14 protein-coding genes are annotated in these 12,100 nt (G+C 60.5%); 11 read left to right on the top strand and 3 right to left on the bottom strand.

Going from position 1 to position 12,100, the window contains the following annotated elements; translation table 11 throughout:
* Positions 1–155: 155 nt before the first annotated feature.
* The 5 genes from ACWJJK_RS02275 to ACWJJK_RS02255 all read left to right on the top strand — a co-directional run bounded on the left by ACWJJK_RS02275 (position 156) and on the right by ACWJJK_RS02255 (position 4,351).
* Entirely contained in the window at positions 156–965 is an 810-nt protein-coding gene (locus tag ACWJJK_RS02275) for a PhzF family phenazine biosynthesis isomerase (protein WP_434110289.1), read from the top strand.
* Complete coding sequence (locus ACWJJK_RS02270) at positions 962–2,161, top strand: aminotransferase-like domain-containing protein (RefSeq protein WP_077731700.1); 1,200 nt, start codon at positions 962–964, stop codon at positions 2,159–2,161. Before ACWJJK_RS02275 ends, ACWJJK_RS02270 begins: the two co-directional genes overlap by 4 nt.
* Positions 2,162–2,191: 30 nt before the next feature.
* Positions 2,192–2,842, top strand: coding sequence for a glutathione S-transferase family protein (locus ACWJJK_RS02265; RefSeq protein ID WP_454128617.1), 651 nt, complete (start codon positions 2,192–2,194; stop codon positions 2,840–2,842).
* Positions 2,839–3,759, top strand: coding sequence for an EamA family transporter (locus ACWJJK_RS02260; RefSeq protein ID WP_086133635.1), 921 nt, complete (start codon positions 2,839–2,841; stop codon positions 3,757–3,759). Before ACWJJK_RS02265 ends, ACWJJK_RS02260 begins: the two co-directional genes overlap by 4 nt.
* A 67-nt stretch (positions 3,760–3,826) precedes the next feature.
* Positions 3,827–4,351, top strand: a complete 525-nt coding sequence (locus ACWJJK_RS02255) for a DinB family protein (protein ID WP_077731704.1) — start codon at positions 3,827–3,829, stop codon at positions 4,349–4,351.
* 25 nt (positions 4,352–4,376) lie between these two features.
* Here ACWJJK_RS02255 and ACWJJK_RS02250 read toward each other — a convergent pair whose 3' ends face one another.
* Positions 4,377–4,823 (bottom strand): hypothetical protein, encoded by a 447-nt coding sequence (locus tag ACWJJK_RS02250; RefSeq protein ID WP_077731761.1) that lies wholly within the window; start codon positions 4,821–4,823, stop codon positions 4,377–4,379.
* A 178-nt stretch (positions 4,824–5,001) separates the two neighbouring features.
* Between ACWJJK_RS02250 and ACWJJK_RS02245 the strand changes: the two genes are divergently transcribed.
* From ACWJJK_RS02245 to ACWJJK_RS02225, 5 genes are all read left to right on the top strand, one after another.
* Positions 5,002–5,967, top strand: a complete 966-nt coding sequence (locus tag ACWJJK_RS02245) for an AraC-like ligand-binding domain-containing protein (protein WP_156880797.1) — start codon at positions 5,002–5,004, stop codon at positions 5,965–5,967.
* Between the two features lie 947 nt (positions 5,968–6,914).
* On the top strand, positions 6,915–7,184 hold the full coding sequence (locus ACWJJK_RS02240; RefSeq protein WP_156880796.1) for a hypothetical protein: 270 nt from the start codon (positions 6,915–6,917) through the stop codon (positions 7,182–7,184).
* 108 nt (positions 7,185–7,292) lie between these two features.
* A complete protein-coding gene (locus ACWJJK_RS02235) occupies positions 7,293–7,556 on the top strand; it encodes a hypothetical protein (RefSeq protein ID WP_077731707.1) in 264 nt (87 codons plus the stop codon).
* Complete coding sequence (locus ACWJJK_RS02230; protein WP_347257850.1) at positions 7,553–8,437, top strand: ATP-binding cassette domain-containing protein; 885 nt, start codon at positions 7,553–7,555, stop codon at positions 8,435–8,437. Before ACWJJK_RS02235 ends, ACWJJK_RS02230 begins: the two co-directional genes overlap by 4 nt.
* Positions 8,434–9,930 (top strand): ABC transporter permease/substrate-binding protein, encoded by a 1,497-nt coding sequence (locus ACWJJK_RS02225; RefSeq protein WP_347257849.1) that lies wholly within the window; start codon positions 8,434–8,436, stop codon positions 9,928–9,930. Before ACWJJK_RS02230 ends, ACWJJK_RS02225 begins: the two co-directional genes overlap by 4 nt.
* A 46-nt stretch (positions 9,931–9,976) precedes the next feature.
* On the opposite strand, the gene ACWJJK_RS02220 is transcribed toward ACWJJK_RS02225, so the two are convergent.
* Together ACWJJK_RS02220 and ACWJJK_RS02215 are read right to left on the bottom strand one after the other, a co-directional pair.
* Positions 9,977–10,486 carry a DUF2380 domain-containing protein gene (locus ACWJJK_RS02220; RefSeq protein WP_133717856.1) on the bottom strand — a complete coding sequence of 170 codons (510 nt, stop codon included), beginning with the start codon at positions 10,484–10,486 and terminating at the stop codon, positions 9,977–9,979.
* 148 nt (positions 10,487–10,634) lie between these two features.
* On the bottom strand, positions 10,635–11,315 hold the full coding sequence (locus tag ACWJJK_RS02215) for a DUF3280 domain-containing protein (protein ID WP_454128616.1): 681 nt from the start codon (positions 11,313–11,315) through the stop codon (positions 10,635–10,637).
* 23 nt (positions 11,316–11,338) lie between these two features.
* On the opposite strand from ACWJJK_RS02215, the gene ACWJJK_RS02210 reads away from it, so the two are divergent.
* Complete coding sequence (locus ACWJJK_RS02210; RefSeq protein ID WP_077731712.1) at positions 11,339–12,070, top strand: TetR/AcrR family transcriptional regulator; 732 nt, start codon at positions 11,339–11,341, stop codon at positions 12,068–12,070.
* Positions 12,071–12,100 lie beyond the last annotated feature (30 nt).

The raw sequence follows: 12,100 nt of genomic DNA, 5'->3' as shown, positions 1-12,100 counted from the left end.
TTTCGGTTTGGCGTAGCGCACGAAGTAGGTCGGCAATCCTTTGCCGACGCAGCCCGTCGGCGGGAGCTCTGTCGGCAAAGGATTGCCGACCCACGCATCTCCGATGCTCGCCGCCAAGCCGCAATAAAAAACGCTCTAGGAAGGTAAAAAAATCCATGCGTATTCCCATCTATCAGATCGATGCATTCACCGATCGCCTGTTCGGCGGCAACCCGGCCGCCGTGTGCGTGCTCGGTCGCTGGCTCGACGATTCCGCGCTGCAATCGATTGCCGCGGAAAACAATCTTTCCGAGACCGTTTTCCTGGTCGGCGGGAACGGGCGTTACAGCTTGCGCTGGTTCACGCCCACGGTCGAGGTGGACCTGTGCGGCCACGCGACTCTGGCCGCGGCCCATGTGGTGTTCCGGGAAATGGAGCCGGCCTTGCGGGAAGTGATCTTCGACAGCCGCAGCGGCGAGCTCCGGGTTCGCCGCGAGAACGAGTTCATGACGCTGGATTTTCCGGCGAGTCACGGCATGATTTGCGATTGCCCGGACCTCCTGGCCGAAGGGTTGGGACGCAATCCCCTGGAAGTCCTGCGCGGCGCCATGTACCTTTGCGTTTTTGCCGACGAAGAGGACATACGCTCCTTGCAGCCCGACTTCTCGGCTTTGGCCAAGCTCGACCTCATGGGCGTCATCGTCACGGCGCCGGGCCGCTCGGTGGATTTCGTTTCGCGCATGTTCGCACCCAAGGTCGGCATTCCGGAAGATCCGGTGACCGGCGCGGCCCACTGCCTGCTGACGACCTACTGGGCGGAGCGCACCGGGAAAACCCGCTTCTCCGCGAGACAACTGTCCAGCCGGGGCGGCGAACTGGAATGCGAACTGCGGGGGGAACGCGTTCTCATCTCGGGCCGGGCCGTAAAATACCTGCAAGGCGAAATACTGCTTCAATCCTTTACCGAGGAATCAACGATCCCATGACGCTTCGATTGTCCCGCCGTGCCGAGCGGCTCACCAGTTCCCTGATCCGCGACATCCTGCAAGTCACCCAGCGGCCCGGCGTGATTTCCTTCGCCGGCGGATTGCCCGCGGACGAACTGATGCCGCCCCTGGATTTCGAAGGCCTCGCCGACGACTACCGCCAGTACGGCCCCAGCGAAGGCGAACCTGCCTTGCGGAGCCTGATCGCGCAGAACCTGTCCACATTGGGGGTGGATTGCAACGCGGATCGGGTGCTGGTGACATCCGGCTCGCAGCAGGGCATCGACCTGGTCGGGAAGCTGTTCGTCGACGAAGGCTCGCAGGTCTTGCTGGAAGCGCCCACCTATCTCGCCACGATCCAGGCGCTCGGCGTGTACGGCGCGGAATTCGAAGGACTTCCGCTGTCCGCCGACGGCGTCGATCCGGATACGTTGCGCCTGGCCATAGACCGTCGCCGACCGGCTTTCGTCTATTTGATCCCGACTTTCCAGAACCCTTCCGGGTATTGCTACTCGGACGAAGTCCGGCGCGCGGTAGCCCAGGTTCTGGACGAAACCGGCGTGCCCCTGATCGAAGACGATCCGTACCGGGACCTGGTCTACCAGACGGTCGACCGTACCCCGATCTGCGCCTATCTGGAACGGGCGCCCTGGGTTTATCTCGGGAGCTTTTCCAAGATCACCGCGCCGGGCCTCAGGGTGGGCTATCTCGCTTCGTCGCCGGAACTCTTCTCCGGACTGGTGCGGCTGAAGCAGTCGAGCGATCTGCATACCAACCGCATCGGCCAGGCCTGGCTCACGCGGTTTCTGAGCTCGGCCGGGTTCGACGAACACATGGCGCGGATGATCCGGGTCTACGGGGAACGGCGCGACGCCATGCAGGCCGCCCTCCTGCGCCATTTCGAGGGGCTCGCCGAGTGGCGGGCGCCTGCCGGCGGCCTGTTCTTCTGGCTGCGTCTGACCCGCGAGTGCGATACCCTGGCGGCGCTCCAGGCGGCCCTCACGCGCGACGTGGCGTTCATGCCGGGCGAACCGTTCTTTCCCGCAAGAGACCAGCGTTACCCGGCCTTGCGCCTGAACTTTAGCCATGCGGCTCCGGAAAACATCGAGCGGGGCATCGGCCTGATCGCGGAAATTCTGGGGGAAATCACCGACCGCGGTGGAAACCGCACGAACAGCCCGTCCTTGTCCGTCTGAACTTTTTTCATCGAAAAGGAGTTGTCTTTCATGAATCTGACCCTGGTCATCGGCAACAAGAATTATTCCTCCTGGTCGCTGCGCCCCTGGCTGTTTCTGAAACACCACGGCATTCCCTTCGAAGAGGTCCGGATTCCCCTCTATCGAGAAGACACGGCAAGCCGCATCGCCGCCTATTCGCCGTCCGGAAAAGTGCCCGTACTGGTGAACGATGGGGTTACTGTCTGGGATTCCCTGGCCATACTCGAATATCTGGCCGAAAGATTCCCGAAGACCGGCGGATGGCCTGAAGCTCTTTCCGACCGGGCAAAGGCCCGCTCGCTCGCGGCGGAAATGCACGCGGGCTTTCAGGCCTTGCGCATACATTGCAGCATGAACTGCCGGCGACAACCGGTTGCCAAGGAATTGCCCGAGGACGCTCAAAAGGACGTCGCCCGAATCGGGCAAATCTGGCAGGACTGCCGGGAGCGGCACGCGAATGACGGTCCTTGGCTGTTCGGCCGCTTCACCGTCCTCGATGCCATGTACGCACCGGTGGCCTTGCGTTTTTGGACCTATCGGCTCGATGCAGGTCCCGTGGCGCAGGACTACGTGAATACGGTGCTCGGCCATCCTGCCATGGTTGAATGGATCGAGGCCGGCAAATCGGAAACCGAGGTCATCCAGGCGTTCGAGGAATGAAAACGAGGATTTGGCTAGCGTTGCTGGCGGTTTATTTCGTTTGGGGCTCGACCTATCTGGTGATCCGCTTCGCGGTGGAAACGCTTCCGCCGTTTCTGTCGGGCGGGCTCCGCTTCCTCGTTTCAGGCGTGATCTTGCTGATCTGGCGACGCGCGGCCGGAGATGCCATGCCGACCCTTCGCCAATGGCGATCGGCAGCCATCGTCGGCACCTTGCTCCTCCTCGGCGGCAACGGGCTGGTCTCATGGGCCGAGCAGACCGTTCCATCGGGCATTGCAGCGCTGATTATCGGCGCGGTGCCGATGTTCATGGTGATCGCCGACGCGCTCAGGCCGAACGGCGTCAGACCGACGGCCCGAGTGATCGCCGGGCTGGCCATCGGCTTCACCGGGATTTACCTGCTGGTCGGCCCGTCGGAATTCTCGGACGACCTGCATTTGGACGCTCTCGGCGTGGCGGCGCTCCTGATCGCCGGATTTCTATGGGCACTCGGCTCGATCTGCGGCAAAACCCTGAATCTGCCGAAGTCCGCCTTGATGACGACGGGCGCGGAAATGCTGGCCGGCGGTTGCGCCCTAATGGCCGCGAGCGCCATGAACGGCGAATTGAAGGGATTCAGCTTTTCGGAGGTTTCCACCGACTCGTGGCTGGCATTGGCGTATCTCATCGCCTTCGGGTCTATGATCGGTTTCGTCGCGTACGCCTGGCTCTTGCAAAACGCGCCGATTCCGCTGGTGGCGACCTATGCCTACGTCAATCCGCTGGTGGCGGTGTTCCTCGGCAACTGGTTCGCGCAGGAACCGCTGACCCCGCGCATCCTGTCGGCATCGGCGATCATCATCGGATCGGTGGTGTTCATCAATAGCACCGGCCGGTCGAGAGCCCGCAAGGAAGCGGTGGTCGCGGTGAACGAATAATCCTCTTTCCCCGTATTCCGCTGCGCTGCATACGGGCTACGAAAACGCAGATTGGAGCAATAGTCTCATGTACGAGCTCAGCTATTACGAAACCATGGCCGAATACAACGCCTGGATGAACGAGAAGCTCTACCGGGTGTGCGCCGAAATTCCCGACGAACTCCGGAAAAAGGATCTCGGCGCTTTTTTCGGCTCGATTCACGGCACGCTCAATCACCTGCTCCATGCCGACCTCATCTGGATGGGACGCTTGGCTGGGCTGCCGTTGACAACGGCAGCCCTGGGCCAGGAACTTTATTCCGCGTTCGACGACTTGCGGCGGGAGCGCGAGACGATGGACCGGAAGATTCTCGACTGGACCCGGACACTCTCTCCCGAACGTCTCGCTCAGCCCTTCACCTATACCAGCCTTTCGGACCGTAAAACGCGCACCCGGCCCTTCTGGCTGCTGGTCGCACATCTCTTCAACCATCAGACCCACCACCGAGGACAACTGACGACCTTGCTGAGCCAACTGGGGCTCGACTACGGCGTCACTGACCTCCCCTGGCTGCCCAGCCTCTGCGAACTCGATCCGGCCGAGTCAGGGTGATGCGCCGGAGGGCGTCCGTCGAGCTTCAATCGTTCCTGAATGTCGATCGCAATACGATGACCGCCCCCTTGCCGAAACCGTAGCTGGTGAGGACGATACTAGCCAGCAAAAACAGCCGAAACGCCGCCGGAAACAAACCGTCCGAGGGCGTGGGAGTATCCAGCACCGGAAACATCGCCTGCATCAAAAACAGGCTGGAATTGGTGAAGGCACCGACCACCATGGCCCAGCGCACATGCCAGGGCAGCGGCACTCTGGCGGCATAGAATCCGAAAATCAGGGCGCTCATGAGCAGGAAATCCAGATGCGCCTGCAAGAGGCGGGTGAACTTGCCCGGAAAAATGGCCGGCAGCACGGGCAGACCGAATCCCAGGCCGACCATGCACCAGGCCAGAACCAGAGCCATCAACAGCCACAGCGCGGCGCCTCTGAGCAATATCATGTTTCCCGCGAGTCCTGAATCTTGCTGCATCGTCAATCTCATCGTGAATTCCGGTTACAAATCGGTGCCGCGCAGTATGAATATTTCCGCCTTTGTCCGCTGGATCGGGACGGAAAGAAAACTTGACTGAAACGGCGGTTTTGCCGTTTACAGCCGTTTGCCGCACGCCTACTATCCGGAGCCATCGAGAAAAACGCGAACCTGATCCATGCACACAACGAATACCAAGGCCTTAACGCTATCCACAGCCGATGTGCCCAGAAGCGAGAGGCAGGGCTGGCTGCGGGAAGTCATTGGCCGGGAGTACGTCAAGGTGGAAATCAGCCCACCCGCCGACGGCGCATTGTTCAACGAGATGACGATATATCCGTGGGAAGACCTGCGCCTCTCCGCTATCCGGTCCAACGGCATCGGCATCGAACGGCTGCCGGGCGAGCCGTATCGGTCCGATCAGGACGCCTATTTCGCGGTCGTGTTGCTCTCGGGCCAATACTCCCTGGAACAGCAGGGACGGGAGGTTTTTCTAAGACCCGGCGACATCACCCTCTACGATGCCACCCGGCCCCACCGCATCTACTGCCCGCGGACTTTTTCGAAACTGATCGTCTCTATTCCACGCACGATGCTGAGAGACAGAATTGCCGGAATCGAGCACTGCACGGCGCTCCGGATTCCCGGAAAAGACGGCATCGGCGCCGTGGCGTCCATGTTCCTTCGCGGGTCCGCCAGCCAGGCGGGCCGCTTGAATCCGCACGAGTTCTCCGCCCTTGCCGAACAGTCGCTCGGCCTGCTGACCCTTGCCATAAATTCGGTGCGCCCCGCGAACTTTCATCTCTCCCGCAGCCGTTCGCTCTCCCTCTACCGGGTCAAGGCGTTCGTCGAGCGGCACCTTTCCGACCCCGGCCTGAATGTCGAATCGGTCGCGAGCGGCGTGGGCTTGTCGGCCCGCTATATCAACGATCTTTTCAAGGACGAGGAGACCTCCCTGATGCGCCATGTCTGGCGGCGCCGGCTGGAAAATTGCGCGAAAAACCTGCTCGACTCGGCGCATGTAGGCCACAGCTTGTCCGAAATCGCGTTCCGCTGGGGGTTTAACGATCTGTCGCATTTCAGCCGGGCTTTCAAGCAGCGCTTCGGCTGCTCGCCGCGGGAATATCGACAGCGGGAACTCTAAGAGCCTATCTCGGTAGACCGTTCGCCCCGAGTCGAAGGGTTTTTGGGACCTACAGGAATAGGCCTAAGTACATTCCGCAAATATTTGCGGGATCTCGACAGATTGGCTTGACTGGCGGGGTTGTCCTGCAGGTTGCCTATGCCGCAAGACTTCCCTGAATGTACTTATTAATCAGGCCCGTAAATACCCTCCTGGTATTTCGGGCCGCCGCCCAGGCCGGGACACGCCCGGCCTGGGCTCACGCGGCTTGTCGCCGCGCCGGGGCATCCCTGCCCCGGATTAACCCGACCTACATTTATAGGCCGGGTTAATAGAGCATTTTCATACCTACTGTACGGGCACTGGCGAGTAGGTCGGGAATTCCTTCCAATCGCAAACGGTCGCTTTAGTCGCGACCCTTCCAATCGCAAACGGGAACTTTGGGAGCACCAAAGTCCCCCTTCCAATCGCAAACGGCGTCTTCGGGAAGGGCGTGGCCGGCGCTCCCGGCCAGGCCGTTTGCGATTGGAAGGGTCATCCCAGCGCTCCTGGGATGACCGTTTGCGATTGGAGCGCCGAAGCCGCCCTTCCCGACGCCATGCTCCGGCCGAGCGTCTTCGTCGGCAAGGGATTGCCGACCTACGACCGTGCATCCCCGTAGATCGGGAATCCTTTCCCGACGCCACGTCCCGGCCGAGCGTCTTCGTCGGAAGGGTCGCGACTAAAGCGACCGTTTGCGATTGGGAAAGGATTGCCGACCTCCGAAAGCTTGAGTCGATCTACCCTGGCTGAAGGCGCCAACGACTCCTGCCAGGCCTGTTTTGCCGTACGAGCGAGATGAAAACGCTCTAAATGCCTGCGCGCAGATTCGGCACGATTGATCGTTCCATCGAAAAAATTCGGCATCGGGTGAATGGAGAAGTGGAATTGAGTTCGCTATTGCGTCGTCCTGCCTTGCAGAGAGATCCATGAAAAAGAAACAACTTGCACTTTCGGCAATCACGCTCCTGCTTTCCGCATCCGCATTATCCGGCAGCTTTATTTCCATCCGCGATCATCAACATCTCAATATCCCATGTCTTATATTCGGGATTATCGGATTTTCCGGCGGGATTTTAACCGCGGTTCGCCTTTCCATCGGAAGACAGCTCGTAATGGTTTTTATTCATTACAGGTGGTTTTCATTTATGGTGAAAACTTCGTTTTCAAATTGGATCCCGGATTCGCCATACCTTTGAATATGCTGGAAGGTTCCATACAAGATGTCGCAAACCCGAGAGGGCTTGGTATCAATCTATTTGCGATATTACTTTTGGTGCTGAGTTCAAAACGCATTCTCATAGATCATGATTACCCTTGAAAAGCTCGAGATATACCAACGATTCGACGGCGACATCGATGGCTGGATTCGGGGCTCGCGACATCCCGATTCATCCGGCATGACCGATGCCGACTGGTCTTTGATCGATGAGCTGCGAACCGCGCTCCACATTATCGCTTCGGGGGCGGCCTCTCCGCGGTTTGCCGCGGCGACTGAACGGAAACTGCGCTTATCCGTGGCCGATGAACGAACTCGCGAGGCGTTGCGCAAACTCGCAGTGCCAAAATGAGCTACACGACCCGCGAACCGTTTCGAGTCGCGCATCGGAAGCCGGCGACAATCGACCCTGTCCTGTCGCGGAACAAATTTAGAGGGCGGGTCCACGAAATTCAGGCTATTAACCGGTATTATCGCCGCATGCTCAAACTGTCACGGGTCACCAAAAGCTATGACGGCGTTGCCGTGCTTCGCGACATCGATCTCTCGATTCCCGAGGGGCAGGTGGCGGTGATCATCGGCGCGAGCGGCTGCGGCAAATCCACTCTGCTCCGGCTGGCGAACGGCCTGGTCCTCCCGGACCGAGGCACCGTCGAGTTGATGGGCACGCCGGTCACCGCCTCGACGGCTCTGGCACTGCGCCGCCGAATGGGCTATGTCATCCAGGAGGGCGGACTGTTTCCGCACTTGACCGCCCGCGGCAACGTGGCCTTGATGCCGGGCCGGCTCGGCTGGTCATCCGCGCGAACAGAGGCGCGGATGATCGAACTCGCAGAACTGGTCCGCCTGCCTACGGGAGCGCTCGACCGCTACCCGTCCCAACTCTCCGGAGGCGAACGGCAACGAGTGGCCCTGATGCGGGCGCTGATGCTGGACCCCGAGATCCTGCTGCTGGACGAACCGCTCGGCGCACTGGACCCGCTGATCCGCTACGAACTCCAGACCGATCTCAAGACGCTGTTCACCGCTCTCGGGAAAACCGTTCTAATGGTGACGCACGATCTGAGCGAGGCCGGCCATTTTGCCGACGAGATCGTGCTGCTGCGCGAGGGCTCCATCGAACAGCAAGGGCCGATGACGGCTTTGATCGATTCGCCGGCCACCGAGTACGTCGCGCGCTTCGTGCGGGCGCAGCGCAGCCTGGTCGACGGACTTGTGCAACGGGCGACATGATCTACCGGCTGATCCTGCTCTTGAGCTTGTGGATCGGTTACGGCTCGGCTCCTGAAGCCGGGGAGACGACGGGTGTGGCCGTGGGTTCCAAGGAGTTCACGGAATCGGTGATCCTCGGCGAGATCGCGACCCAGATCCTCGAAAGCGCGAGGATCGACGTGCAACACCGAAAGCAGCTCGGCGGGACCCGGTTCCTTTGGCAGGCTTTGATCGATGGCGAGATCGACCTCTATCCCGAATATACCGGGACTCTGATCGAGGAGGTTCTGGGCGGTCGGCTACAAGGGAAGCGGGACCTGGCGACGCTGCGCAGGGTCCTGGCGGAACAGGGCGTGTCGATGACCGAGCCGCTCGGATTCAACAACACCTATGCCCTCGGGATGATGACCGCTCGCGCGGACCGCTTGGGAATCACCACCATCTCCGAGCTGCGCGACCACCCGGAGCTCAAGTTCGGTTTCAGCAACGAATTCATGGCTAGGGCGGATGGATGGCCCGGGCTCAAACGAGCCTACCGCTTACCCCAGCAAGCGGTCGTGGGTCTGGATCATGGGCTCGCCTATCGCGGCCTTGCCGGCGGCCGCCTGGATGTGACCGACCTCTATACCACCGATGCGGAGATTCAATACTACTCGCTCCGGGTGCTCGAGGATGACCGAGGCTATTTCCCCGACTATCGCGCCGTGTTTCTTTACCGGGCCGACCTCGCCGAACGCCTGCCGGCCGTCCTTCCGGTACTCCGACAACTGGAAGGCCGGATTTCGGAGAAAGAGATGACCGCCATGAACGCGGCGGCCAAGCTCGGCAAGGTGTCGGAGCGCAAGGTGGCCGCCGACTTCCTGCGGAAACGGCTAGCCATCGCGTCCGAAGCCGAGGTCGAGGGCCTGGCTGCCAGCCTGTGGCGTCACACGCTCGAACATCTCTCTCTGGTCGCAATCTCGCTGGCCGCCGCCATCCTCGTGGCCATTCCGCTGGGTATTCTATGCGCGCGTAGACCGCGCCTGGGAAGGCTGGTACTCGGGGCCACCGGGATTCTTCAAACGATACCGTCGCTGGCGCTCCTCGTGTTCATGATCCCGCTGCTCGGAATCGGAGCCTGGCCGGCCGTCACCGCTCTGTTCCTGTACAGCCTCCTGCCCATCGTGCGCAATACCTATACCGGGCTTCAGAACATTCCCGGTCCGCTTCTCGAATCGGCCGATGCGCTCGGCCTCCCCCGCTTCGCCCGGCTGCGACTGGTGGAGTTGCCCCTGGCCTTGCGCACCATCATCTCCGGAGTCAGGACGGCTGCCGTGATCAACGTCGGCATGGCGACTCTTGGCGCGCTGATCGGTGCGGGAGGATATGGGCAGCCGATTCTCACGGGCATTCGCCTGGACGATACGGGATTGATCCTCCAAGGGGCTGTCCCCGCCGCCCTGCTTGCGCTATTGATCGAGGGCGTCTTCGAGCTCGCCGAACGCCGGCTGGTACCAAAGGGGTTGCGCGGGTGACCGGAAACCTCCCGGCGTTGCACAACCTTTCGCAGCCCGCCGGGGCTTACGACCCGCTAACCGTCTTGAGTCTCGTATCGATCTGCCGAGCCAGGTTCTCGATGCCCTTGGCGGTGAAGTTCTGCTGTTGGCCCTTGACCTCGACGATGAAGTCGCCGACGACATTGCCGGTCTTGGTATCGATCAAATGCGCCATGAGATAGACGAACAGGAAACTCGGCTTGTGCAACCGTCCGACCACGACGAACTCGCTCCCGCTATTTTTCCCGAGCTCCGCCGCTTCGTCCGAATGATCCCAGAGGTATCCGAACCCCTTGGTGGCGGCGGCTTGAGCGGCCGGGTCGGTCGCATCGATGCGATAGCCCTTGCCACTCAAATGTTCCTCCAGTAACCGTTTCAGCGAGGCCGTTCTTTCCACTTCTTCGGCAACGCCCGGATTCGAGGTGACATCGTTCAACTCGAAATCCAGAACCCCAATACTGGAATTCGCGCGTACCGGAAGGGAAACGAGGATCGCGAGAGTAAGGACTGAAATGATCTTGCTTAAGACAGACATGACTATGCTCCTATCGTAAATCCTGCTCGATGCCGCTGATCGCCGTTCAAACTTCGTGGCCGGGCACATCGATCGCTTTCGTCACATTCAGCTTTTCGAGCATGCTTGCTTTCTCCGGAAGTTGGACCGGAAAGCCCAAGGCGGACAGCTATTGCCTTCTTGGCGGCCTTTCCCGCAGGTCTTGGACGAAATAGGCTATGGCCCGGCGCCAGGATTCGTCCTTGTCACCCCGGAAATCGAAGGCGCGGTTGATCAGGGTTTGCCCCGTGGCGACGTCGCGGATTTGGATGTGCAGGCTGAGGACCAGATTGCTCATTCGGAACACCCATCCGACGAGAACCCGCTCGGCGCCGAGCCGCCGGGCGATGTCCAGCTCGCAGCCGTTGCAGGCATGCAGATAGCGGGCCGACTTCAGCTCGGCGACGAGTTCGGGAGCCGGCCCATGATCCACCACCCGGTACAACCCGCTGCGGCTCAGATCGTCCCGCAAAACCTCGGTCATGACAGCGAGCCGCCTGCTCCACTCGGCCTCCCGCGTGCTGTCGCCGAGATCGCCGGTGAGTTCCAAGTCCAGCACTGCGAGCGTCTTAAGATCAGGACTTTCACCCGTCGACGCCCGCTCGGCCGGAGGACTGTTCTGAGACCAGACGGGGGAATGGACTAGCACCAGAACTGCAAAAATCGAGATCAGCCGAACGAACGGGGAACGATGCATCGGAATCGCCTCATTGAAATCCAGCCTTCTTACCGGGTACGCTGCTTGGGTCACAGCGAGTTCTTCGCCCAAGCAACGGCTCAGATTACAGCATAACAATTGACGTTTCGTCAAAATCTATCCATGCCGTCAAAATCATGACGAAATTAACCCGAAAGCAACGTGAAATCATCGCCCGGAAGGAATTGATTTTGGACATATCGGCGAAGCTGATCGCCGAACAGGGCTTCAGCAACTTCGGGATGGACCGGATAGCGGAGTTGACCGAGTATTCCAAGGGCACCATTTACCAGCACTTCCAGTGCAAGGAGGAGGTGCTGATGCACCTTTGCATACGCGGACTCCGAACCTGGCGCGACTTTTTCGATCGCGCGCTGAAGCTCCGCGGCAACAGCCGCGAACGGCTGCTGGCCATACACCTGGCCCACCACTTCTACGCCAAGCTGTACCCGGTGGAATACGAAAGCATTTACACGGTCAAGTCCGCCGGCGTCCGGGAAAAAATCTCGCCGGAGAGCCACGCGGCTCAAAACGAGCTCATGAAGGACGTGATCGACCGGGTCGTCATCGTCATCGACGAAGCCATCGAAAACGGCGACTTGAAGCTGCCGGGGACCATGGCGCCGCAGGACCTGGTCTACGGTTTCTGGGCATTGCATTACGGCGAACTCATGTTCGAAACCTTCAACTTCCCTTACCGGAACATGGGGATCGGCGACCTGGAGAACAACGTCCGGCTGGTTTTGCGGACCCTGCTGGACGGGCTTCCCTGGGAACCGGTCTCGACCCGGCACGACTACACCGCTTCGGCGGAGCGCATCATGCGCGAAATCTTTCCCGAGGAAGCGGCGGCGATCGCGGCACGCTGAGATCGTTTTATCGTTCTGAAAGAGCAGCGG

The sequence above is a fragment of the Methylocaldum gracile genome, assembly GCF_053646815.1.
The sequence above is the reverse complement of the archived record's forward strand: the minus strand, read 5'-3'. Positions and strand labels throughout refer to the sequence as shown.

Coding starts and splice junctions, on each gene's coding strand:
- ACWJJK_RS02275 (WP_434110289.1), top strand. CDS start 156: ATGCGTATTCCCATCTATCAGATCGATGCATTCACCGATCGCCTGTTC.
- ACWJJK_RS02270 (WP_077731700.1), top strand. CDS start 962: ATGACGCTTCGATTGTCCCGCCGTGCCGAGCGGCTCACCAGTTCCCTG.
- ACWJJK_RS02265 (WP_454128617.1), top strand. CDS start 2,192: ATGAATCTGACCCTGGTCATCGGCAACAAGAATTATTCCTCCTGGTCG.
- ACWJJK_RS02260 (WP_086133635.1), top strand. CDS start 2,839: ATGAAAACGAGGATTTGGCTAGCGTTGCTGGCGGTTTATTTCGTTTGG.
- ACWJJK_RS02255 (WP_077731704.1), top strand. CDS start 3,827: ATGTACGAGCTCAGCTATTACGAAACCATGGCCGAATACAACGCCTGG.
- ACWJJK_RS02250 (WP_077731761.1), bottom strand. CDS start 4,823: ATGCAGCAAGATTCAGGACTCGCGGGAAACATGATATTGCTCAGAGGC.
- ACWJJK_RS02245 (WP_156880797.1), top strand. CDS start 5,002: ATGCACACAACGAATACCAAGGCCTTAACGCTATCCACAGCCGATGTG.
- ACWJJK_RS02240 (WP_156880796.1), top strand. CDS start 6,915: ATGAAAAAGAAACAACTTGCACTTTCGGCAATCACGCTCCTGCTTTCC.
- ACWJJK_RS02235 (WP_077731707.1), top strand. CDS start 7,293: ATGATTACCCTTGAAAAGCTCGAGATATACCAACGATTCGACGGCGAC.
- ACWJJK_RS02230 (WP_347257850.1), top strand. CDS start 7,553: ATGAGCTACACGACCCGCGAACCGTTTCGAGTCGCGCATCGGAAGCCG.
- ACWJJK_RS02225 (WP_347257849.1), top strand. CDS start 8,434: ATGATCTACCGGCTGATCCTGCTCTTGAGCTTGTGGATCGGTTACGGC.
- ACWJJK_RS02220 (WP_133717856.1), bottom strand. CDS start 10,486: ATGTCTGTCTTAAGCAAGATCATTTCAGTCCTTACTCTCGCGATCCTC.
- ACWJJK_RS02210 (WP_077731712.1), top strand. CDS start 11,339: ATGACGAAATTAACCCGAAAGCAACGTGAAATCATCGCCCGGAAGGAA.